22 protein-coding genes are annotated in these 24,236 nt (G+C 44.5%); 12 read left to right on the top strand and 10 right to left on the bottom strand.

Annotated elements, in window-relative coordinates; genetic code table 11:
* Position 1: 1 nt before the first annotated feature.
* Both AC1YY3_RS06870 and AC1YY3_RS06865 read left to right on the top strand, forming a co-directional pair.
* The gene (locus tag AC1YY3_RS06870; RefSeq protein ID WP_481824112.1) at positions 2–2,224 is read left to right on the top strand and encodes an iron-containing redox enzyme family protein; all 2,223 of its coding nucleotides are present in this window, start codon (positions 2–4) and stop codon (positions 2,222–2,224) included.
* Positions 2,225–2,277: 53 nt separating this feature from the next.
* A complete protein-coding gene (locus AC1YY3_RS06865; RefSeq protein WP_481824111.1) occupies positions 2,278–3,333 on the top strand; it encodes a fatty acid desaturase in 1,056 nt (351 codons plus the stop codon).
* A gap of 57 nt (positions 3,334–3,390) precedes the next feature.
* Here the strand turns inward: AC1YY3_RS06865 and AC1YY3_RS06860 are convergent, their stop codons facing one another.
* From AC1YY3_RS06860 to AC1YY3_RS06840, 5 genes are all read right to left on the bottom strand, one after another.
* Entirely contained in the window at positions 3,391–4,698 is a 1,308-nt protein-coding gene (locus tag AC1YY3_RS06860) for a replication-associated recombination protein A (protein WP_481824110.1), read from the bottom strand.
* 48 nt (positions 4,699–4,746) lie between these two features.
* The gene (gene lolA / locus AC1YY3_RS06855; RefSeq protein ID WP_481824109.1) at positions 4,747–5,403 is read right to left on the bottom strand and encodes an outer membrane lipoprotein periplasmic chaperone LolA; all 657 of its coding nucleotides are present in this window, start codon (positions 5,401–5,403) and stop codon (positions 4,747–4,749) included.
* A 21-nt stretch (positions 5,404–5,424) separates the two neighbouring features.
* Positions 5,425–7,761 carry a penicillin-binding protein 1B gene (mrcB, locus tag AC1YY3_RS06850; RefSeq protein ID WP_482194380.1) on the bottom strand — a complete coding sequence of 779 codons (2,337 nt, stop codon included), beginning with the start codon at positions 7,759–7,761 and terminating at the stop codon, positions 5,425–5,427.
* 184 nt (positions 7,762–7,945) lie between these two features.
* Entirely contained in the window at positions 7,946–8,947 is a 1,002-nt protein-coding gene (locus AC1YY3_RS06845; protein ID WP_481824107.1) for a zinc-dependent alcohol dehydrogenase family protein, read from the bottom strand.
* Between the two features lie 48 nt (positions 8,948–8,995).
* Positions 8,996–10,141, bottom strand: a complete 1,146-nt coding sequence (locus tag AC1YY3_RS06840) for a type III PLP-dependent enzyme domain-containing protein (protein ID WP_481824106.1) — start codon at positions 10,139–10,141, stop codon at positions 8,996–8,998.
* Positions 10,142–10,433: 292 nt separating this feature from the next.
* Between AC1YY3_RS06840 and AC1YY3_RS06835 the strand changes: the two genes are divergently transcribed.
* The 8 genes from AC1YY3_RS06835 to AC1YY3_RS06800 all read left to right on the top strand — a co-directional run bounded on the left by AC1YY3_RS06835 (position 10,434) and on the right by AC1YY3_RS06800 (position 19,408).
* Positions 10,434–11,339 carry a YiaD family glycine zipper/OmpA-like lipoprotein gene (locus tag AC1YY3_RS06835; protein ID WP_481824128.1) on the top strand — a complete coding sequence of 302 codons (906 nt, stop codon included), beginning with the start codon at positions 10,434–10,436 and terminating at the stop codon, positions 11,337–11,339.
* Between the two features lie 217 nt (positions 11,340–11,556).
* Complete coding sequence (locus tag AC1YY3_RS06830) at positions 11,557–11,814, top strand: PA3496 family putative envelope integrity protein (protein WP_481824105.1); 258 nt, start codon at positions 11,557–11,559, stop codon at positions 11,812–11,814.
* Positions 11,815–11,862: 48 nt separating this feature from the next.
* Positions 11,863–12,492, top strand: coding sequence for a glutathione S-transferase family protein (locus tag AC1YY3_RS06825; protein WP_481824104.1), 630 nt, complete (start codon positions 11,863–11,865; stop codon positions 12,490–12,492).
* A 215-nt stretch (positions 12,493–12,707) separates the two neighbouring features.
* Entirely contained in the window at positions 12,708–14,840 is a 2,133-nt protein-coding gene (locus AC1YY3_RS06820; RefSeq protein ID WP_481824103.1) for an EAL domain-containing protein, read from the top strand.
* 7 nt (positions 14,841–14,847) lie between these two features.
* Positions 14,848–17,373, top strand: coding sequence for an ATP-binding protein (locus tag AC1YY3_RS06815; protein ID WP_481824102.1), 2,526 nt, complete (start codon positions 14,848–14,850; stop codon positions 17,371–17,373).
* Between the two features lie 6 nt (positions 17,374–17,379).
* Complete coding sequence (gene birA, locus AC1YY3_RS06810; protein ID WP_481824101.1) at positions 17,380–18,375, top strand: bifunctional biotin--[acetyl-CoA-carboxylase] ligase/biotin operon repressor BirA; 996 nt, start codon at positions 17,380–17,382, stop codon at positions 18,373–18,375.
* Positions 18,372–19,103, top strand: a complete 732-nt coding sequence (locus AC1YY3_RS06805; protein WP_481824100.1) for a type III pantothenate kinase — start codon at positions 18,372–18,374, stop codon at positions 19,101–19,103. Before birA ends, AC1YY3_RS06805 begins: the two co-directional genes overlap by 4 nt.
* A complete protein-coding gene (locus AC1YY3_RS06800) occupies positions 19,100–19,408 on the top strand; it encodes a hypothetical protein (protein WP_481824099.1) in 309 nt (102 codons plus the stop codon). The genes AC1YY3_RS06805 and AC1YY3_RS06800 overlap by 4 nt, the downstream gene beginning before the upstream one ends.
* Before the next feature lie 69 nt (positions 19,409–19,477).
* On the opposite strand, the gene AC1YY3_RS06795 is transcribed toward AC1YY3_RS06800, so the two are convergent.
* Positions 19,478–20,446 carry a COX15/CtaA family protein gene (locus tag AC1YY3_RS06795; protein WP_481824098.1) on the bottom strand — a complete coding sequence of 323 codons (969 nt, stop codon included), beginning with the start codon at positions 20,444–20,446 and terminating at the stop codon, positions 19,478–19,480.
* Complete coding sequence (gene ygfZ, locus AC1YY3_RS06790; RefSeq protein ID WP_482194379.1) at positions 20,443–21,429, bottom strand: CAF17-like 4Fe-4S cluster assembly/insertion protein YgfZ; 987 nt, start codon at positions 21,427–21,429, stop codon at positions 20,443–20,445. The genes AC1YY3_RS06795 and ygfZ overlap by 4 nt, the downstream gene beginning before the upstream one ends.
* A gap of 47 nt (positions 21,430–21,476) precedes the next feature.
* Between ygfZ and AC1YY3_RS06785 the strand changes: the two genes are divergently transcribed.
* Positions 21,477–21,770 (top strand): SRPBCC family protein, encoded by a 294-nt coding sequence (locus tag AC1YY3_RS06785; protein ID WP_481824127.1) that lies wholly within the window; start codon positions 21,477–21,479, stop codon positions 21,768–21,770.
* Positions 21,771–21,874: 104 nt separating this feature from the next.
* Here AC1YY3_RS06785 and AC1YY3_RS06780 read toward each other — a convergent pair whose 3' ends face one another.
* From AC1YY3_RS06780 to AC1YY3_RS06770, 3 genes are all read right to left on the bottom strand, one after another.
* Positions 21,875–22,129 (bottom strand): twin transmembrane helix small protein, encoded by a 255-nt coding sequence (locus tag AC1YY3_RS06780; RefSeq protein WP_481824096.1) that lies wholly within the window; start codon positions 22,127–22,129, stop codon positions 21,875–21,877.
* A 115-nt stretch (positions 22,130–22,244) separates the two neighbouring features.
* Positions 22,245–22,757, bottom strand: coding sequence for an HPP family protein (locus AC1YY3_RS06775; protein WP_481824095.1), 513 nt, complete (start codon positions 22,755–22,757; stop codon positions 22,245–22,247).
* A gap of 12 nt (positions 22,758–22,769) precedes the next feature.
* Positions 22,770–23,741 carry a 2Fe-2S iron-sulfur cluster-binding protein gene (locus AC1YY3_RS06770; RefSeq protein ID WP_481824094.1) on the bottom strand — a complete coding sequence of 324 codons (972 nt, stop codon included), beginning with the start codon at positions 23,739–23,741 and terminating at the stop codon, positions 22,770–22,772.
* A 222-nt stretch (positions 23,742–23,963) separates the two neighbouring features.
* Here AC1YY3_RS06770 and AC1YY3_RS06765 point away from each other — a divergent pair, with 222 nt between their 5' ends.
* A complete protein-coding gene (locus AC1YY3_RS06765) occupies positions 23,964–24,230 on the top strand; it encodes a hypothetical protein (protein WP_481824351.1) in 267 nt (88 codons plus the stop codon).
* The last annotated feature ends 6 nt before the right edge of the window (positions 24,231–24,236 follow it).

Genomic DNA, 24,236 nt, shown 5'->3' with positions numbered 1-24,236 from the left:
CATGTATCAGAATGCGTTTAATCTTGCTTTGGAATCAACCTTAAAACCGGTTTTTTCAACATCGGCTGTGACGGCGGCAGCGCGAGATTATCCAGGCAATAGTCGTGACTTGTTTTATGCGTTGATCCATATCAGCGAACATTATGCAGTTTTGCCAAATGCATACCACTTTTTGAAGAGTAATTTTCAAGAAGCTCATCAAGAATATGCCGCATATTTCAGCGCAAAATACAGTCCAGCCAGTTTAGCTGCCTTACTTAAACGTACCTCGTCAGAACATCCCTACCCGTTGCCAACTACTGCCTTGAATGACTTTCTGGTGCAATATGCGCCGATTTATTTTACTGAACTGGGTTGGTTGGCGAGCATTACTCAAACAGTTACCAGCCAAACGCCTTTGGTTGTTGACTTGATGTCAGTGACCTTACGATTAACGGAAGACAAACAGGGTATCGCCGCCAGCAGGGAGATTTACCATGCCCATTTGCTGGCTGATGGTATTGATTTACCTTCCTTGCATACTTTGGCTTTCACAAAGCAAGCTGATGTTGGCGATGAAATTTTCGATTTTGCCGCTATTCAACTGGCGTTAGCACAGTTTCCTCGTGTGTTTCTCCCCGAAATCCTGGGCTTTAGCTTGTCTTATTGCCAAACTTTAAGTTTGCCTGAGCAGTTTTTTTCTGATGCTAACGAAACCATACTGCCCAATTTTATCACCTCCCGAAGTGATAAGCGCAAACAGGAACTGTCGCATATTACGGCTATTATCAAAACCTATCTTAGCGAATTTAACCAACAAGCCGACGATTTGTGGCAACGCATACAAACCGGATTCTGGCTGCATCAACAACAAATGGCAGTTTGTGACCACCGGATTACAACGCTGTTGCATACTGAGTTATCACCCAGGCAAGCCGTGGAAAAATTGCTGGCAAAGCTAATGCCGAATGCCATCGGGCATCACGGAAAAATCCGGCTAGGTAGCAGGACGCTGGATGAATGGTTTAAGGAAACGCCATTTAAAAGCGCAAATTTTCTCGCCAGTTTGTTGCATTCGCCCTATGTAGACCGTGCAAAACCTGAACACAGCAAGTTGCTGCAACTGTTTGAATTTAATGGCCCGATGTTTGGCATACTGGATAACAACGGGAAAACCGTCCTCAAGGATTGGCTGTTATCCGAACTGAATCCCGGCTTGGCGCAAGGCAAAAAGCATAAAACGGCTAACTACAAAGTTGGCTTAAAGAGCATTTCCAGTGATACCGCACCCAAACAGTCCACAACGGACAGTCAGGTAGAACACAGCGACACAGCACAAGAAAATTATGCCAAACTCAGCAACCGCGAGCTGTACTTCTATATGGTCAACAATGACTTGTACCCAGAAGTCTTACCGACTGCGAAACTCAAGGTAAAACGTGTTTTGGTTTGGGCGAAAGTTTTCAATCGTTTACCTTTCCACCTCTACTCGCACCAAGCTTTTGAGGATTACATCAAGTCGATCTACCAACACGAAGTCGCTATTTATAAACCATTAAGTAAAAATCCTAAACTATCCAAAAATGCTTACGTGTGGGGTATCGAGCAGTTTGCACCGACAATATTAACCGACGGCAGTTGGCTACAGGGCATCCAGCAACTCGATTACTATCCCAGTCATGTGATTGGCGAGTTGTTACACAAGATTTACCAAGATGAAATCGGCAATGGCATCCTAGTACAAAATCATCCCCATATTTACCAGGAACTACTAGCCAGTTTAGACATCAAACTGCCGCCAATTTATACCAAGGACTTCGTTAACCATACCGGTTTTATCAATAGCGCGTTTGATATTCCGGTGTACCTGATGGCTATTTCCAAATTCCCCAGCGCGTTCCTGCCGGAATTGTTGGGCTTGAATATGGCGATAGAAATCAGCGGTCTGGGCAAGGTTTATTTGCGTTTATCGGAAGAACTTAAGTTTTGGGGCATTAACTCCGCCATCGTTGATGTCCACACATCCATAGATAACCTGTCATCAGGGCATTCGGCATTGGCTATTAAGGCAATACAAACCTACCTTGATGAAGTCACCGCTTGTTACGGCGAGGAAATCATGCAAACCCATTGGCGGCGCATTTATACGGGCTATTGTTCCTTACAAACCGCCAGCAAACGCTTTAAATTTTCACTTATCGGGCAGTATTTGCTGAAGCGTCCAAGTGCTAATAACCAAAACTAGAAGGCACTATTTATGTTGATAAACTCTCTTTCTATCATTATTGTGATCCTGTAATGTTGAAAGCATTTAACCATTTGCTCTGCTTTATCCTACCAGTGTGTACTTGCTTGTTTTTGGTGACTGGTTTGCACGGTATCGTCGGTGCTATTGCGTGGACCATCCCGTTCTGGTTGGTGCTATTGGCAGATTGGCGCAGCCCAGCTTTTAAGCCTGAAGGTATGCCGAAATACCCACAAAAATTCTACGACAGCATTTTGTATACGCTGACATTGTTACAATTGGCAAACATCCTGTTTATGCTGACTTATGTCAGCCAATTGCGTTGGGAATCCACTGACGACATCGCCGTCAGCTTGGTTAATCTGGTTGCCGTCCGCTTTTTGGTTGGCACAAGCTCAGGCACATCGGGAATTGTAGTCGCTCACGAACTCATCCACCGTCCACAAATTGCACTGCAATTACTCGGTCGATTATTGTTGTGTACTGTATGTTATGAACATTTTGTAATCGCCCACAAACGCGGTCATCACCTTAATTTAGGCTTGCCAGAAGACATCGCCACCGCAAAACTGAGCGAAAACTTTAAAGCTTATTGGCGACGGGTTTATGTGGGCTATTTACGTTATGCGTGGCGATCAGAACAAGAACGATTGGCACTGGAAACTAAAAGACCAGGATTTATTCAGACAATCCTACAAAACCAAGTCCTACACGGTTTGCTCATTGAGTTTGCCTTGCTGATGTTTGTTGTGATGTATTTTGGCTGGCTGGCGGCTTTCATGTTTCTGTACCAAGCTATCGCTGCCGTCCGTATCTTGGAAGCCGTCAATTACTTTCAACATTGGGGACTAGAGGACGGGCAATTCGGCCTTACGTATGGCTGGGTAACGCCGTCTTGGGTCAGCCGTTGCGCCTTAATCGGCTTGTCTAACCATATCGGGCATCATGAAGACGAAAGTAAACAGTTCCATGAAATCGCTTATTCCGAGCAAGGACCTAAATTGCCTTGCGGTTATTTTGTGATGAATTTGTGGGTCAAGCTCAATAATGCTTCATATCAAAAAATGGCTATTCTTGAATTGGAAAAATTCCATCGCTCACAGCTTTAGCTGAATAACAAACGAAAGTGGCATTTTGAACACCTAACACAATTAAAAGCCAAGCCATTACTTCCGGTATTTTTTGTCCAGATCCTTAAGATGCTGTAATTTCTCACTTATTTTGATTTCCAGCCCTCGGTTCACCGGCTCGTAATAATGGCTTCCGATTAATTCATCGGGAAAATAATTCTCCCCTGCTGCATAGGCTTCAGACTCATGATGGGCATATCGGTATTCTTTACCGTAATCCAGCGATTTCATGAGTTTTGTGGGTGCATTCCTTAAGTGTACTGGTACGGGTAAGCTGCCGTGTTGTTTGGCTGCGCCCATAGCGGCATTGTAAGCTATATATACGGCATTGCTTTTAGGCGCACAAGCCAAGTAGACGATGGCTTGGGCCAAACTCAGTTCGCCTTCGGGACTTCCAAGACGTTCTTGCGCTTCCCAGGCATTGATGGCTATCTGTAAGGCTCGTGGATCGGCATTGCCTATATCTTCGGATGCCATCCTGACAATTCTTCTGGCTAAATAGGACAAGTCACAACCGCCATCCATCATCCGACACAGCCAATAGAGCGCAGCGTCCGGTGAACTGCCACGCACGGACTTATGTAAGGCGGAAATCTGATTATAAAATTCTTCACCTTGGTTATCAAAACGCCTGATTCCGCCCGAAAGCACTTCGGTAGCACAGGTTTCAGTTATCTCACGTTCGCCGTGCGCTAAAGCCAGTTCAGCAGCAATTTCCAGAAGATTCAGCAATCGCCTGGCATCGCCATCTGCGGCTAGTGCAAATTGCTGTTTGATGGGATCGGCAATTGTTATTTCCAAAGCACCCAGCCCTCTGGCTTTATCACTGAGAGCTTGCTCCAAAACGACCAATAGATCGTCGCTAGTCAGTGCATTAAGCACATAAACACGGGCGCGTGACAACAAGGCGTTGTTTAGCGCAAACGAGGGGTTTTCTGTGGTCGCGCCGACAAAATAAAACGTACCGTCTTCCACATGCGGCAGGAAAGCATCTTGTTGAGATTTGTTAAACCGATGCACTTCATCCACAAACAACACGGTTGGTCTGTGCTGCTCTTTTTGGATTTGTTTGGCAAGGACGACTGCATCTCGGATGTCTTTAACGCCTGCAAGCACGGCAGAAATGGGGATAAATTCTGCATCGGAATGTTGGGCGATGAGCCGTGCCAAGGTGGTTTTTCCTGTACCCGGTGGCCCCCAAAAAACCATAGAATGTAGATGACCTGATTTGATGGCCTCGTACAGCGGCTTACCTGGCTTTAAAATATGGTGTTGCCCGATATATTCATCCAATTGTTTTGGACGCATTCGGTCGGCTAGGGGTTTTGTTAAGTCATCATTCATAGCTACCAAACTAATACATTGAAATCTAGCTAAATCTATCTCTGTCGATTAGTTATCATTAAAAACATCCGCCCCTTTAGGTGGCTTAAATTCAAATAAAGTCTGTTTGAGCGGTGCATTGACGATGACATTGGAAAAATAAATGCGTGTTAGCTGACCGAAGTTATCGCTTAATTCCATACCCGCCAATGTGCCTTTCGACAACCCAATTAACACGTATTTAAAGCTGCTATCCTGGCTTTTGGGCAATAGCTTAACCCATTGCATATCACCATCAACCCCCTGCCCTTCCATGGTGTAATTGTCATCCAAAGAGACATCGCCGCTTAACAATAATGCCGGGGTCGAACCTAACGATTCATCGACTTTTTTTACGGTAACTTGTTCAAGATCAGTATCGTAAAACCAGACCTTGCCAGCATTAGACACGATTTCTTGCAGAAAAGGTTTTTTGTAATCCCAACGAAACTTGCCTGGTCTTTGTAAGTAAAACTCGCCATAACTGGTCTGGGTTGGATTGCCGGCTTCATTAATCAATACCTGCTTAAAGTCGGCGGAAAGCGATTTTGAAATTTTCAAAAATATCTTTAATTGTGTAACTGGCTCAGTTTTTTCTAGGCTTTTTGCCTGAGATTTCGCCTCACAAAAACCCGTCATTACCAGTAAACACAGCCCAATCATGGTTAATACATTAATTTTTTTCATAGTTTTCTCGACTGTTAAAGGTTATTCGGTAAATAAATCATCAAACCAGGATTTATCCTGCTCTATAATGGTCTGTCCACAAGTTGAATAGGCTGTCGGTGCTGATCCTGGAAAATAAGGGTATTCTTTTGCACCTCGACAGGCTTTGTTCGCCAACAAACCGTTACCGGAATCCACCCAGGCAGTCGTTATATTATCAGGAGGAATGAGTGTAACTGGCTGTTTTGAAATTTGTTTCATCAACGCAATCCAAACTTGCAACGCACCGGTTGAACCTGTCAACCCAATGGGTTTGTTATCATCCCGCCCCAACCAGACGACCGATAAATAATCCCCCGTATAACCAGCAAACCAGCTATCTTTAGCATCGTTGGTCGTGCCAGTTTTGCCAATTAAGCCATAATCTTTGGGAAATTCGTCATAAGCCGAATGCCCTGTACCTTGGTGCATAACCTCTTGCATCATGGTGTTTATGATATAAGTCGCAGAGGGATCGACCGCTTGCCGAACGATAAAAGGATAACTTTGCAGTTGTTTGCCACCTTCGGCGACCACTGCCCGAATGCCGCGAAGTGGTGTTAAAAAGCCATCGCCAGCCAAGGTTTGGTACATTTGCGTGACTTCAATAGGCGTTAGTGATGATGCACCCAGTAATAATGAGGGAAATAGTTCAAGTTCGCGGGTGATACCCATTTCTTTTAACGTTTTTGCCGTTCTGGCAACTCCAATATCCAGCCCCACCCTTACCGTTGCCAAATTATAGGATTTGGTTAAAGCCGTGAGTAACGAGACATTGCCGTGCTCTCTATGATCGTAATTTTTAGGACTCCAACTCGTACCATTGGGTAAATTAACAGTAATATCACTATCACTAACACGCGTTGTGATCGTATATTTGTCTGGGTATTGCAGGGCTGTCAAATACACTGCTGGCTTTATCAGCGATCCTATCGGGCGTAACGCATCCAGGGCGCGATTGAAACCGGATGCTTGCTCTTCGCGTGCACTGGCTAAGGCGGCAATTTCGCCGCTGTCCCTACGGGTCACCACCACCGCCGTTTCAAGCGCTTTAGCACGAGACGATTTCTCTAACTGATTTAATTTTTTACTGATTGTCTGTTCAAGTGTGTCCTGAATTTGGGTATCTAGCGTAGTGAAAATCCGCAGACCATCAGAAGTGAGGTCTTTTTCTTGATATTCCTGTTTTAGCTGACGTTTGATTAAATCAAGAAACCCTGGATAGCGATTTTTTGCCGTATGTGAACGCGGCAAAATCACGAGCGATTTCTGCTTTGCCTGAGTTGCTTGCGCTACGGTGATATAATCTTGACTCGCCATCTCATCTAGCACCAGATTACGCCGCTCGACTGCACGTTGCGGATATCGTCTTGGATCATACTGGGAAGGGCCTCTAACTAATGCCACTAGGGTTGCGACTTGATCCAAACTGAGATCTCTTAGGGCTGTGCCAAAATAGAATTCACTCGCCAGTCCAAAACCGTGTACCGCACTGCCTCCATCTTGCCCCAGGTAAATTTCATTCAAGTAAGCTTCCAGAATTTCATGTTTGCTGAAACGAAATTCTAAAATTAGCGCCATAAACACTTCTTGGATCTTACGCCAGAGCTTGCGTTCAGAAGTCAGATAGAAGTTTTTTGCCAATTGCTGAGTAATGGTACTGCCACCTTGCACTAGGCCATGCGCTTTAATATCAGCCATGATAGCTCTGGCTATGCCGCGAAAAGAAATGCCGATGTGATTGTAGAAATTTCGATCTTCTGAAGCCAGCAAGCCTTTGATGAGAATATCTGGGGTTTCATCCAGCTTGATTAATATGCGATCTTCTTTGATAGCGGGGTAGAAACTGCCAATTTGCACAGGATCCATGCGTACGATAGGCATTTCTTTTGCTTCAGCTAAATCCATTACATTGGCGATGGCGGATTCGCTAAACTTAACAGTTAACATCCTGCTGGGTTCGCGGGAATCCCAGAAGTCAAACGCACGGGTTTTTAAGACTATTTGCAGGTCTTTTTTAGCATAAGAACCTTCCGCTTTTAATTGCTTGTCTTGATGGTAATTTAGGCGTTGCAATAACTCCTCAAACTTTTCAAGAGTCAGGTTTTGCCCTGCGTATAGCTCAAGCGGACTGGCAAAAACACGGGCAGGAATAGCCCAGCGTTTGCCTTCAAATTGTTCCCTTACGTTAGAATCGAGATAGCCTAGAAAGCAGAATAGCAAAAATGCACCCGCAACAAAAACCCGCAACACAACATTCCTAAACCAGTGTGACTTGGGTTTGCTCGGCTTTTTTTTGGCAACATATCTGGTATTACGTTGTGGTGTTTTTTCTGCCATAGTTCCCGATTGTCGCTTTCAATATCTTGATGATTGGGTGCTGTATTGCCTTATTATACTGAATTCAAACTTGCTGATTGAGCTGATCTGTAGCTTACCCATTTCAGGTGAATACAGAATGAACACGTTTAAAATAGCATTTTGTTTTGGCGGTTATGATAAGTTATCTAGGGTTTATGGTTACTTAAGATTCAGCTAGAGATAAAACTATTTTTCCGGTCGTATGTCCTGCTTCAATCAAACGATGTGCTTTAGCTGCTTGTTGCAAGGGAAATTCTTGACCTATATGCGGTTTTAGCAGGCCATCGTCTATCCAAAGCGCACATTGTTCCAGTATTTTGACGTGTTTGTCTCTGGCTTCATCCAGGTCTCTGAGCATCGGCGTTAACATGAGTTCAAAACCGATCATCAAGTTACGTATTCTGGCTTCGGTTAAATCTACATTTTCCACCGCCAATAAAGTGATTATTCGTCCGAAATGTGCCGTTGCGTTGATACTTTCTTTAAATACCGATGACCCAACTGTATCAAAAACCAAATCTGTACCCCTGCCTTCCGTCAGGCTTAACACCTTGCTTACAACGTCATCACGCGAATATACGACCACCTCATCAGCACCTAACACCCTGACAAAATCGGCTTTTTCTTCGCTGCTTACGGTTGTTATAACCCTGGCTCCCTTGAGTTTTGCCAACTGGATAGCGACATGACCGACCCCGCCAGCACCTGCGTGAATAAGCACGGTCTGCCCTTGTTGCAAACCACCGCGATCATAAAGGCCGCCCCATGCAGTAATCAACACCAAAGGCAAGGCAGCGGCTTCTGCGAACGACAGGTTGTTAGGCATCAAGCTGACCCAACGTTCATCAAGCACGTTATATTCGGCATAATTGCCCTGCTCCCGACCCAAACCGCCATGACAAAACCAGACTTTATCGCCCAGTTTAAACTTGCTTGCCAATAATCCGGTCTCAACCACTATTCCAGCACCATCACAACCCAACACCGTAGGTAAAGGCAGGTCGTAAAAAATGCCATTCCGCCTGATTTTGGTGTCAACAGGATTAATCCCAGCCGCAGCGAGCTTAACCTTGATGTGCGTGGGTTTTGTTATTTGGGGTTCAGGAATATCCTGATATTGGAGGACATCGGGACTGCCTGTCGCTGTCATGACGATTGCTTTCATGGTGTGTTGCCTGTCTGCTGTGTTGAATTTAACATTAGGAAGATTACGCTAAACATCACTCACCCATTGCTGCCGATAATCTTGATAAGTATGCTGTTTTATAAGCCTTATCTGTTCGCCATTGGTCATATAAATATCAGGCAGATTATACCCATTAAACTGATTGGCTTTAACCAAGCTGTAAGCACCAAGGTTTTTAAAAACAAGCTTATCACCTATTAACACTGGTTGATTAAAGCGGTATTCTCCAAAAATATCACCTGCCAGGCACGTACTGCCTGCCAATATAACCGGATATGTTCCCTCTGGATCATGTTCGGCTAATTCCGGTTGGCGTTGATATTCAAATACTTGGGGATTGTGATTGACGGAGGTATCTAATATTGCAATTGCTTTACCATCGCTGTTAAAGCAATCAAGTACAGTAGCCAGTAAATAACCCGCCTTACCTACAATGGCATTGCCGGGTTCGATAATGACATCTACATCAAATTTCTGTTTTAACTGGGTCGCCTGCTCGATAAAGCCGCTGTTATCAGCAATTTGATCGAACAAATAGCCGCCGCCCAGATTCAGCCAATCAAGGTTAGCTAACTGATTACCCATTAGCTGTCGTAGCTTATCCATAGTTTGCAGCAGTGGCGCATAATCCGGCGCAGAAAAAACAGTATGAAAATGCAAGCCTTTAATTTTATTTACAATATCAGAGTTTAGAACCTCACTAATATCTGCGCCCAATTTTGAATATTGCCTACAAGGGTCGTAACGATCATCCTCCGTAAATGAGAGTTTCGGATTAATCCTAAGACCAATTGATGCTTGCTTTGGGTCAACGCTTGCTAATCGCCGGAATTGGCTAAGGGAATTTGCACTGATGTGTGTGCAAAGTGAAGTCAATTCAGCCATTTCATCTGACCTGATTCCCGGTGTCGTAAGATGAATGCTGCCCTGCCCTGCCAGGATTTCATCAGCCAGTAGGGCTTCAAACAATGAACTCACCGAAAAACCATCGATATAAGGTTTTGCCAGTTTCATAACCGCTGATAAAGGTAAAGATTTTATGGAATACAATACCTTACAACCACTACGTTCCCGAAGCATTGCCAATGCCTTCAAAGCCTTAAGCACCTCAGCTTCATCCACCACAAACGCAGGTGAACTAGGAACGCTGTCTTTTAAAGCCTGAATATTCATTATTAAAACGTATCGCCTTATACAACATGAAAACTGCGCTGGATAATACACGGAATTGGTGTGAAAGCGAGTGGGAATAACATTTGACGGATAGTTTCACAAGGTCTCTAGCTTTGAAAAATAGCGGCTTGTTCAGCTATAGTTAATAATCATGGGGTAAATTGACAACCAGTAACCACTGCTTAGTATCTTGTTTTGGGCTACACTAAACTTGAGATAAGGCTGTTTATCCCCAAGAAAACAAATAACCCTTTGATTTTTCATTTACTTACTACTTAGAGAACGCACCATGATAAACAAAAAATTATTAGCGATAAGCATAAGTTCAGTATTGTTAACGGCTTGTGTAACCGATCCTTACACAGGTCAATCCACTATCGGCAACACTGCCAAAGGAGCCGGTATCGGCGCTGTTTTAGGCGGCGCAACCGGCACGGCATTTGGTGGTAATGACCTTAAAAATGCTGGCTGGGGCGCGCTAGCAGGTGGTGCAGTCGGCGCAGCGGTCGGCGCGTATATGGATCATCAACAACAAGCCATGCAACAATCGCTGAAAGGTACGGGTATTGAAGTGCAACGGACGGCTGAAAACACCCTTAACCTAACCATGCCCAGCAGCATTACATTTGGCTTTAATTCTGCCCAATTAACGCCTGACGCACAAAATGCGCTGAATTCAGTAGCGAACGTATTGAATCAATATCCTGCCTCGACCATCAATGTCACAGGACATACAGACGACATCGGTAGCGATAGCTATAATCAGAAATTATCCGAGCAACGTGCATCTAGTGTTGCGGGTTATTTGTCTCAGCATAACGTGAATTCTAGCCGCCTCGCCCAGCAAGGTATGGGTGAACGTATGCCTAAATTCCCAAATACCGACGAAAACAATCGCGGACAAAATCGCCGTGTAGAATTGGCGATTGTCGCCAATAATAATGCCGGAGCAACTCAAGGTGGTCAGCAAGGCGCACCCCAACAACAAGGCTATCCTCAGCAGCAGGGATACCCACAGCAGCAACAGCAACAACCGCAGAGTTATCCCCAACAACAGCAACAGGGGTATCCACAGCAACAACAAAGCTATCCGCAACAACAAGGCTACCCTCAGCAGCAGGGCTATCCTCAGCAACAAAGTTATCCACAACAAGGGTATCCTCAGCAGAACTACCCACAACAGGGTTATCCACGCTAACGGCTAGTTTTGACATTAGGAGTGCGTAAATAATAACTTACGCACTCCTTACTATCCGCCGCTTTTCCACATCCAAAAATAATTGCTACATAACCTGATAGCTTCCGCATTTGAGGTTTCATCTTCTGCTTTCAAATCTGTCGTATACACAGCAAAATATTGCTTTACAGTGACCTGATTAAAGTCCCACAATATTCGTTTTTTATTCACTTTGGACATGGCAATCGAAACACTACAAGCTCCCGCAAGCCCCGCAAAATCTGAATCTGCGGTTGACAAAAACCCAGAATCACTAGCACCTCTCGACATCGAAGAATTTGATGCCTCTGCCGGTGAAGACGATTTAGCTTTGCCTCCAGAAAACGATCTGACAAATAACAAAGTAGCCGTCCGCCGTAAAATCGAATTGTACTGGGAAAAAAAACGCTTACAGGAGCAACTGGGCGATTTCGGTGAGATAGATTTTGATTTTTAAGGCTGTTTCTTCACTAGTCATTCAACAATTTCCACGGCAAAATCCAATATGACCGCCACCCAAGAAATCACCCTCTTCCATTCGCCCAATACCCGCTCCACTGGCGTACTCATCCTGCTCGAAGAACTCGGTGCTAAATACCAATTGCATGTCCTCAACATGAAAGCAGGCGAGCAACGCAAAGCGGAATACCTGGCGATTAATCCGATGGGGAAAGTGCCAGCAATAAAACATGGTGATGCTATCATTACCGAGCAAGTGGCGGTGTTCTTATATCTTGCTGATTTATATCCAGAAGCTGGTCTCGCGCCGCTAATTGGCGATCCCCTGCGTGGGCCTTACCTGCGCTGGATGGTGTTTTATGGCTCATGCTTTGAGCCAGCACTTATGGATCGTTCGCAAAATCGGAAACCTGCACCGCAATCAACGTCACCGTACGGTGATTTTGACACTATGTTCAAAACCCTGACCGGTCAACTCGGCAAAGGTGAGTATCTTTTAGGCGACAAGTTTACCGCTGCCGATGTGCTGTGGGGTACAGCACTGACCTGGGTAACACTATTTAAGCTGGTGCCGATCTCGCCAACCATCCAAGCTTACATTGACAGAGTTAATACACGCCCTTCTGTAGTGTGGGTAAGGGAGAAAAATGCGGAACTGGTCGCCACCCAGGGTTAATCCAGTAAAGCTCAAGCGTCATCTTATTGCTTTTTCTTCTGCCATAACTGGCGGATGTCATCGACCATCACATACAACGACGATATCAAGATGTGATAACCGCATTCAATCGGCTTAACTGCACTCTTTAAGCATAGATTTTGTTTTGTGCTAACCTTAATTACATTACTTTAAAGCCAATCTAACTCCACAATGGAGCAGTATAAACTGCCTTAATGATCCACACTGATGACCACCATCCCCATGTATTGCTCATAGACGACGACCAAACCTTGCATTTGTGGGCGCACCGTAATCTTTCTGAGACTGAATTTACGTTAACCTCTTGTTTTGGTGGCAAAGAAGGTATAGATGCCTTCATGGAATATGCGCCGACTATTGTCATCATCGACATAGAAATGCCTGAAATGGATGGCTTTGCAACCTGCGCGGCAATACGCAGCTTGCCGAATGGCAAAAATATCCCCGTGGTAATGATGACGGTAACGGAAGATGCCGAAAAAATAGCCCACGCGTATGCCTCGGGTGCGACCGATTTTGTAGTAAAACCCATCAATTGGAAGGTGCTGACCCAACGCTTGCGGTACATGGTAAAAGCCAGTCGCAATATTTATAAGCTCGAACAAAGCGAACTGCGGCTTACAAAAGCCAAAAAAATGGCACACTTAGGCTATTGGGAATGGCAAATCGACAGCAATATCTCGTATTGGTCGGATGAGTTTTACGACATGATCGGGCTTCGTAAGGAGCATTTCATCCCTGATAACCTCAGCTACAAAGATTATATCCTTGAGGCGGATAAAGCGTATGTCGTTGAGCAGTTACAGAATGTTATTAAAACCAAACAACCGACCACTTTTGAATGTCGTGTTGTTACCGCAACCAGTCAACAACGCTTCATCTCACAACACATTGAACCTGTTGAGGATCATAAAGGTAACTTAATCAGCCTGATAGGCACCGTTCAAGACATAACAGAACGTAAAGAACAAGAAAACAAAATCCGCCATCTGGCTTATTACGATGAAGTTACCCAGCTACCTAACCGAGTATTCTTCCTAAAGTTTTTAGCGAAAACCCTGGAGCTGTCACAACGGAACAACCGTAATTTTGCGGTTTTGTTTTTAGACCTAGACGGCTTTAAAGGCGTTAATGACACCTACGGACATCAAGCTGGTGACCAGCTTTTACTGGAAATATCCAAGCGTTTGACGGAAGGCTTACGATGCTCTGACTTAGCCTCACGGTATTTCGACCACTTTGACCACAAAGTTGATGTCGCCCGTTTAGGTGGTGATGAATTTACCATACTGCTCAATGAATTAACCCGTCCTGAAGATGCCGCCACCGTAGCAGAGCGGATTCAACGCTGGATTACTGAACCGGTGGCATTGGGAGATCGGCTGATTCATATCGGTGTAAGCATAGGCATTGCGGTGTACCCATACGATGGTGAAGATGCCGATACCTTGCTAAAAAACGCCGATATTGCCATGTATCATGCCAAAAAACTGGGCAAAGGTAATTACCAGTTTTTCCATGAAGCGATGGCGATCAAAGCCAAAAAACGGCTGGAAATGGAAACCTATATGCACCATGCCGTTGCCAAAAACGAGTTGCGCTTACATTATCAGCCGGTTGTCGATGTAACAACCGGTCAACTTATTGGCGCAGAAGCACTACTCCGTTGGGAAAGCCCACAACTGGGGTTTTTGCCACCCAATGATTTTATTTCCTTAGCAGAAGAAAACGGCATGATTAATCCATTTGGCGAATGGGCAATCCGCGAGACCTGCCGCCAATATCAAGTCTGGAAACAACAGGGCATGGGCGACTTGACCATTGCCATTAACCTGAGCAGCCTACAATTTAATCAATCTTCCTTTGTTGCTATGGTCGCCGGAATCATCAACGAATATGAGGTAAATCCCGCCTTTTTGACGTTTGAATTAACAGAAAGCATGATTATGGCTGACACCGACAATATGTTGGCTAAACTCAACGCATTGAAAAGCTTAGGTGTAAAGCTGGCGATAGATGATTTTGGCACGGGTTACTCATCGTTACGTTATCTCAATCGGTTTCCACTGGATTCATTAAAAATTGACCGATCTTTTGTAAAAGAATTACCCGTTAGTGCCGATGCTGTCGCCATAGTAAGTGCGATTTTGGCATTAGCCAAAGCACTTAATTTAAGTACGATTGCGGAAGGTGTTGAAACCAGTCAACAAAACACCTTTCTGCAAAACACTACTTGCGATGCCGTGCAAGGCTTTTATTTCTCAAAGCCCATGCCAGTCGAAGAATTTCAGAACTATTGGCTGCAACAAAACAACCCTGTTCCATAAACCGAATATGTTTGGAATCAATAGCATTAATGCTTATTTTCGTCACGCTACATTACGTACCAAGCTGACATTAGCGATTGGTTCTGCTGCTATTCTTGCATTAATTTTCGTCACCAGCGCACTGTCCATCAGGGAATACTTCAGTCGCAGGCAGCAAACAGAACAAGATCTATCGTCTCTTGCCAGTATCGTCGCTTGGAATAGTAAAGCCGCATTAGCTTTTAAAAACCTTGATTCGGCGAATGAATCACTGCAATCTTTGAAAAATCAACCTAGCGTTGTCTCAGCTACGTTGTATGACGGCGACGGAAACCTAATTGCTGCTTACATCACCGCTAACGCCGCAAAAGAACATGAAAAAACATCAACTTTGCAAGCTATTCAACTGGTTAAGGATGATGTATCCATAAAATTACCTAAGCCATCTTTGTTGGAATCCTTAAAGAAAAGCTTTGGCAACGCTTCACGAAAACCTATGCAAGCCGGTTATTCTGAAGTGACTGTCTATGACCAACAAGATCATCTGCACGTATTTCGACCCATTTTTATGGACAATGAGCTTATTGGCATATTGCATTTAATGGACAATCTCAGCCGATTAAAGAGCTTTTTAAGCAGTTTTTTCCTGATAACAGGCCTTATTGTGTTTTTTACGTTACTGGTCGTTTTGTATATTTCAACCCGTTTGCAGCATATTTTTTCAGATCCCTTGCTGGATTTGATGCAAGCCATGCGTTCGGTCGCCCGTGACAAAACCTTCACCAGCCGTGTCATTAAAACGACTAATGATGAATTCGGGCAATTAGTCGATGTTTACAATGAAATGCTAGGTGAAATTCATAACAGGGACGAATTACTGGCATGGCAGCGCGAAATGCTAACGGTACAAGTGCAAGAACGCACGGCTGAATTATCAAATAAGAACATTGAATTACAACGTGCTGCTGCTGATGCTTGGGATGCAAAAGAAGAAGCCGAAGCCGCCAACCGGGCAAAATCTCAGTTTCTAGCCAATATGAGCCATGAAATCAGAACGCCGATGAATGCCGTCCTCGGCATGGCGGATTTTTTATGTCATAGCGACTTAGGAGATGAACAACGCCGTTCTGTTGAAGTCATGAAGCAATCTTCAACGCTATTGCTCTGTGTTATCAACGATATTCTGGATTTCTCCAAGATAGAATCTGGAAAATTGGTATTGTCCTTACAAAACTTTGTGTGTCATGATTTATTCCGTGATAGCTTTGAAATATTACAACTTGAAGCAAAATCAAAAGACTTGACGTATCGGCTACAAATCAACACCGAGCTACCGGAAGTGCTGACTGGCGATTCACTCAGGTTAAGCCAGATTTTGGTGAACTTACTCAGCAATGCCATTAAATTTACCGCTCAGGGCGAGGTGACTCTAAGCGTATCCAGTAAACCGCTCACAGGATCTAATGTGCGCTTGTACTGCGAGGTAACAGATACGGGAATCGGCATTAATCCAGATAAGCTCAACCTAATTTTTGATGCTTTTTCCCAAGCCGACAACACAATGACCCGCGTTTACCGAGGTACGGGGTTAGGGCTTGCCATCTCTAAGCAGTTAATCCAGTTGATGCAAGGGCAAATTGGCGTTAACAGCCAACCCGGTATCGGTTCAACGTTCTGGTTTTGGGTGGATTTGAAAAAATCGAAAGCATCACCAAAATCCTATAAAACAAATGCTAATTATCGCTTTAAAGCCAAACTGTTAGTGGCTGAGGATTATCCTGCCAACCAATTGGTCGTACAGCGGTTTCTGGAAGATCTCGGCTGTCAGGTACATTTAGTCAATAACGGCTTTGAAGCGCTAAAAGCATTGAAGAAACAGCACTTTGATCTTGTATTTATGGATTGCCAAATGCCTTTTATGGACGGATATCAAGCCACTGAGGAAATTCGTCTTAATGAGTTAAATTCAGCCTCCGGCAACCATATTCCGATTATCGCCTTAACTGCTCACGCATTACACGAGGATGAAGCCAAATGTAAAGACGCTGGCATGGATGAATGGGTCACCAAGCCTTTCACCCGTCAGGATTTAAGCAAAACACTACAGAAATGGTTACCTAAAAAATTGATTATTGCCGATCAACCCGCCCTAGAAACGGACATCAAAACCCTGGTAAAAGCCAGCAACTTGATAGAAGACACGACTGCAATCAATATGAAATTTTTTACGCAGCAGTTCAAATTGGATAATGTTGACGACTTGGCTTTTATTACTTCTCTAACGGAAGCATTTCAACAAAATGCCGCTCAAACACTCAGCAATCTACAACTCAGCATAGAAAATGAAGATGCCGAGCAAATCCGCAAACTGGCGCACGGCTTGAAATCTCTCAGCACTAACGTTGGTAGCGGCAAGCTCACTGAATTATGCAAGACGATGGAACAAGCCGGAAAACAAAATGATCTCAATGATACCCAAACACTACTTGAATCAATGAAGCAGGAGTATTTAAGGGTGCTGACAGAATTAAATGCGCTGTGTGCAAAAGCGTAAATCACTTTGCTAATTTCCGACAAACAAAAAGCCATTCTTGCCTTACTTGCGGACGGGCAATTTCATTCAGGCACAGTATTGGCTGAAGCCTTGCATATCAGCCGTTCAGCGATCTGGAAACAACTAAGTGGTTTAGCTGACCTGGGCTTGCAACATTCCGCCGTGAGCGGCAAAGGTTACCGACTGGAAAGACCATTGGAATTGCTGGATGAAAGCAAAATTTTGGCAACTATTGACGAACCGACTCGCGCACCAATAAGTTCTTTTGAAATTTTTGACCAAATCCCTTCCACCAACACGTATTTAGTGGAACGCGCCCTGGACAATGCACCTTCAGGCGCTATCTGCTTTGCCGAGCAACAAACCGCAGGTAAAGGACGGCGTGGACGGCACTGGGTTTCACCGTTCGGCAGCAATATTTATATGTCGATACTTTGGCGTTTCCAAACCAGTCCAATGGCGATTTCAGGCCTGAGCCTTGCCATTGGTGTCGCCGTTATCCGAACGCTTAAACTCCATTATGATGATGTTTTCCGTTTAAAATGGCCTAATGATATTTATTATCAAGATAAAAAACTCGGCGGTATTTTGGTTGAAGTCTCAGGTGAATCTGATGGCCCTTGCGCGGCAGTTATAGGCCTGGGTTTAAACATCTACTTACCGGAAACCGAGGCCGCAGAAATTACCCAGCAATGGACTGACCTGACTCAAATCACAGGACTACAACAACTCAACAGAAATGCGTTGGCAACAACCTTACTAAATCAGTTAATTCTCGTTATTGCTGAATTTGAAGACCTTGGTATCGCTGCTTATCTGGACGAATGGCGGCAATACGATTGCCTCAAAGACAAACCCGCAACGCTGTTCATCGGGCAACACAGCTATGAAGGCATTGTAAAAGGCATTGATAATAACGGGCTGTTGCTGCTTGAACTTGCTGACGGTAGGATTCAGGCTTTTGCTTCTGGTGAAGTCAGTTTTAGTAACAATAGCTTATGAATTTATTGATCGATATGGGCAATACTCGGCTCAAATGGGCGACGGTTAATAACCTCGATTTTATTCCAGGAAACCCTATTGCCAATACAGCGATTACTCGTAAAGCACTCATCATATTATGGCAAGCCATTCAACCACCCAATCAACTAGCTATTTCTTCTGTTGGTGCGAGTCAACTGTACGACTTAGTCATATCAGTAGCAAACCAGCTCTGGCCTGGAATAACCATTATCCGAGCAATATCTGAGGCGACAGCATTCGGTGTTTGTAATGCTTACCAAGAGCCGGGAAAGCTAGGCATTGACCGTTGGTTAAGCATGATTGCGGGCTTCCAACTCTATCCAAAAGCACTCTGCATAGTCGATTGCGGTACGGCTATAACCCTAGATGTCATCGATAATTCAGGGCAACATCTAGGTGGCTTGATTTGTCCAGGTCTGCGATTAATGAAAGAATCTCTTGCAAAAGGCACTGAAAATCTTCAACTAAGCGAAACCGCGTTCCCGTTTGGGCTGGCAACAAATACCGATGCCGCCATCCATAACGGCACTTTATCAGGTGCTTGTGGGCTTATCGAATTTGTATTAAAAACCCAACCTGACACTACGCAGTTACTGTTAACAGGCGGCGATGCAGAAGCGATTGCCGCCCACATTTCCAGGCTCGCTATTATCGACCCTGACTTGGTACTGCTTGGCCTTGCCTTAATGTTACATAAGCCATCATGAAAATACTTTGCCTGTTAGTCATTCTAGCAAATATTTTTTTGCTAACGTGGGAATACAAAAACGGCACTTTCTTGTCCCGTAAGAAAAACCCTGAACAACACGCCATCAAAGGAAAAGAACCAATTCTCTTGTTACACGAGCTGAAAAAAGAAACGCATTCTGTATTGCCAAACAAAAATCAGGTAAAGCGGGTGGATTTATACAAACCTGATAATAATCAAATCAGGGAAATGCAGGACAATATAGAACACACAAACACGGCAACAGCCAAGCAAGACGAATACCCCCAAGTCCAGTTACCTTAGAAGATTTATTTGACCTGTAAACATAAGGTATTGCGTCTCTTTTTATTCCATCACCAGTGCTAAACCCTGCTAGGATGAAAATTTTGAATAACGCAGGTAAATAGTCAGAAAAAACTGCGTTCCGAAAATCAAGGTTGCAATTAACAAATGAATGGGCTGTGCTACAGGCGGTACACCTAGCCTATCAAGGCAAACTCCTGCAATGATCGCCGTAACGATCAGCCCGATAAGCAGTAAACTTACCTTATAAATAAAGGTAGCCCTGTCAAATCGCTGGAAAATTTTCCAACATACCCATGCGTTCGTAAACAAAATAATCGACGAAAACGAACGATGCACATAAAAAATGATGGGGAAATCATCACGCCAGTATTGGCGATCAATATAAGCGTGGTCATTGGCAATCAGATCCACCGCCTCTCGGACTTGCGTCCCCATGACCACCTGCAATAAGGTCATCAACATAGCCACAACCAGCACTTTAGTGAATTTATCGGGTAACACGCTTATATCTAAATAACCCCAACACGCCTTTTGCGAACGTGCAAGAATGTAGATAAGCAAAGCAACGATGAATAAGGCCAGCAGCATGTGCAAAGTAATAATCACGGGCTTGAGATTACTGGCAACGACGGTTGAACCCAACCAACCCTGAAAACCGACCAGTCCAAAAACCGCCAATGATAAATAGAAAACAGCCTTATCACCTTTGAGATAAATGCGCGAACGCCAAGCCGTCAAAAAAATCAGAATACCAATAGTGACCCCTGCTAGGCGATTGAGGTATTCCGTCCAGGTTTTTATGGGATTGAACCGGGTATTCTCATAACCTATGGCATAACGCTCATGGTAATCAGGCGGTAACTGAGATTCTTCAGTCGGTGGAATCCACTGCCCAAAACAGGTCGGCCAGTCAGGACAGCCCATTCCGGCACCAGAAGCTCGGACGATTCCGCCAACCAATATCAAGAAATAGACTGCAATGATGGTTAGGATTGCTAAACGGCGAAAAGACTGGACTGCTTGTTGGTCAATCATGTGTTAAAAGGCAATAGCTTGAGTTGGGCTTGCGTATCATCTTGCAAACCGAGATTATCGTAGGTGGGTTCGGCGACCTGTAGAATAACCAGCATTTTGCAGCCCTGTTGATCTAACTGCGCCAGCAGCACTTTTCCTGCGACTTCTTGTTCTTCGCTGCCTCTATTGACTATGCTTGAGTTAGGTTCTGGTAATGCGGAAGTTTGACATTCTGCAAGAAACATCTCACGTTTAGACTTGCCAAGATAATGTGTACGGGCAACGATTTCCTGTCCGGTATAACACCCCTTGTTGAAGCTTATACCGCCTAATTTGTCGAGATTAAGCATTTGCGGAATAAATTCTTCCGAGGTTGCCTTCGTTACCCAAGGAATGCCGGAGACAATATCGAGATAACGCCATTCATCTGAACTGCCGACACGAAAACCTTGAGAATCAACTTGTTCTGACCAAAAATGTATTGCATTATCGGTATCTGCTATTAACAGTTTACGTCTCGTCGATCCAGAAAAATTGACCGAGATAATGTCTTTCTGTATCTCTGTTAAAAAAGCGTGATCAGGTTTCTCCGGCTCAGATATGCCCAACAGACAACGCTCATCGGTAACATCCGTAATCTTGACATCAGAACGCAATACATACATCTGCAACCGTTTTTTGACGGTTTCCAACAATTCTACTGGCAGTATCAAAAGAAACGCATCCGCTGTTTTCACCAGCAAAAACGTAGCAATCACCCTGCCCTTTGGATTACACATCGCCGCCAAACTACTTTTAGCTTCGTTGATGTCATTAATATTACAGGTAATTTGTCCCTGCAATAATTTAGCTGCATCCTTGCCCATCACCGACAATATGGCAAACTGGGTTAATGGGTAAATGCTATTCTCGCCAGAATTTGCTGCCTCTGCGAAAGCTATTTTAGTTTCATCACTCACTGAGTTCTGTTGACTCAGTAAAAATGTTTTCCAATTTTTGTTCATACAGCGTTATTTGTTAAGAGTAGAGTAAGCACAACTGATTAGATACAATACCAAAATTAAAGCCAACCACCTATTACCTGCGCGTCTACCACCGCATTCATATCCCCGTGGGGGCAAAATTGTTTGAATGGGTGATGGCAATCAGTAATCGCATCATCATAAATCAGGATAAACGGGTCGTTCTGGCGCAAACACCACCTGACAGTTCAGATGCTCATCACGATAGAATGGTTGGTGCTGACCGCGCGATTAGTCAATTCCGGCGGATTCATGCCCAAATGTTAACGAAGAATACCACTGGGGATGCTGATGTAATGAAGCACGATAATACTTTTTTATAATCAATAACTAATGCTAAACATTAAGTACGCTGGTTTGGTTATATACCAACCTTCTTGCCGGAACAACACACATCCTGGCTTAACTAGATTGGATAAATAGGTAACTATTTTGTCTGCTCAGTAATCATGGATTCCTGTGGATGTATCCTACTACCAATGCCGTGTGGCTTAATAACGCCAGTCAGCAACAATATACAAACAAAAAGAAATAGCAGCATAGACAAGCCAATCCGAACCGTTAATGCTTTAGCGGTCTTCTGAGACGATCCTTCATCCTTATGTGTAGCAAGAAGATACAGTGCTGACCCTAAGCTGAAAATTATCATCAGAAAAACGACAATAAGAATAATTTTGATCATTTTGAAAGGTACAGATTAGCCAACATTGACGGCTATTCTCGGTTATTCAGGTCGGATTTCCAATAGCTACCGATAAATAGACGCAAGTAAGAGGTACATATTCGGCAAATCACGCTTATTGTCGTGACTTTGTAGGATATTCATAGCACAACAACCAGCGGATGATGACTATCGCTAAAATCAGCATGTTTGCCACACTCAAGCCTACTGACAGTAACACATAACCTAATGATGTTATTGAGCCACCTGACATGATAGGTGAAAGTGCAGACGCTGCACCAGGAGGATGAAGGCAACGAAGTAGCAGCATAGCAAGAACACTACCGCTAACTGCAAAAGCCGATGCGAACACCATATCTGAAACCAAATGTGAGCAAGCAATACCGATGAGTATCGATACTAATTGTCCACCGACCAGCGGCCAAGGTTGTGCAAGCGGACTGTTGGGAGTAACAAATACAATTACGGCTGAAGCCCCCATAGAAGCGGTGAGCATCGGATAGGCACTGAATAAGCTGAATTGCTGCGACACCCAAGAAACAATGAGTATTACACTGAAACACGAAATCACAGAGAACAGCTTTCCTTTATGGCTTAAATTGACCGGATCAACCGGAACGAGGTTCATCGGGGTTATTGCTCAATGCGTAGAAATCAGGAAAGCATCGGCATAAATGTCCGCGATTGCTGCGCCTTTGAGAAAGACCTGTTTTTTCATTTGATTGACCATTTCAGGATGACCGCACAGAAATACGCGCCAATTTTTTAGGTCAGGAATGCCGGATAAAGCAAGTTCATTGACTCGACCAGCCGCAAAACCTTTAGGTACGTGACTGCCCGATAGACATGGGGTGTAATGGAAATTGGGGTGCTGCTCGGCAAGCTGGTGCATTTCGTCAATCCGGTACAAGTCTTCCACCTCACGGCTACCGTGGAAAAGATGGATAGGGCCGGTATGCCCATTAGCCAACGCGTCGGTCAGGATACCTGCCAATGGTGCCAAGCCAGTACCCGTCCCAACCAGCAGTAGACCTTGTTCACGCCGTTCTGGCAGATAAAAGCAATGCCCGTGCGGTTCCGAAACAGCAATTGAATCACCTACGTTGATTTCATCATGCAGCCATGCGCTGAATATGCCACCGGGCAAACGTCGGATATGGAATTCCAGCGTATTCGATTGTTCCGGGATGTTGGCGGTTGAATAGCTCCGGGTCAGGCCATCGCTGCGCTGCAAATTAACAAACTGTCCAGCATTAAATTCAAAGGCATCCTCAAACGCTATGATTAATAGAATAGTATTCCTGTTCAGCATTTTATTGACTACCACTGTACCCATTCGATAAAACTCCGACTGGTCGGGAAGCCTTATCTGCATGTCCTGCTCTGGGTAGCATTGACAGGCCAGAAAATAATTCTGTTTTATCAGGGTATTTTTTAAACCGGACTGGGCAGCCGGCGGCGGTGTTACATCGGTGCTGCGTACCATGCAGCTATGGCAGGTGCCTTTTTTACAGGCGAAGGACAGATTAATATTTTCCCGCAACAGTGCATCGAGAACAGTCTCTTCGGGTTGGCAGGCATAATTGATTTGGTCGATGGTTAACGTATACATAGTGCGTACCTTGTATGCAAGCCCCAAGGACGACCTGCTGACCGCCCTTGTGACTGATTATAGTAGTGCGGGGAGTCGCTATTTTTGCGAAAGCTTGTTTTGAGGACGTCCTGTCCAAACAAGCGGCAAAAACTTAACGCGACCGCCAATGCCTGCGGCTGCCCCAGCCGTCCTGCTACCCTCGTTCCATACCCAACAAGGGGTATGGAACATCGGTGCGCAATGACTCGACGCGATGTCGTAAAGCTGTGCATTTTCACGCCGCAAACAGCGCTTCGTGAAAACACACAGCACTATCGCTTCTGGGGACTAAAAATCTTCACTCCGCTAACGCTACGTTTCCAGGATTTTCAGCGGTTGATCGGCGGTGATAAGCCATCAAATACGGCTTATCACCAGACTGGATCGGCAGAAACAGGTATTTTCTTGTTTAACTTAGCGAGATCGAGCGTACAAATCCAACTCCCGCTTTGTTGGCGTTGGCGTTAAGAACAA

It is taken from the genome of Methyloglobulus sp., assembly GCF_964779595.1.
Note: the sequence above shows the minus strand (reverse complement) of the source record. Positions and strands in the feature narration are given on the sequence as shown.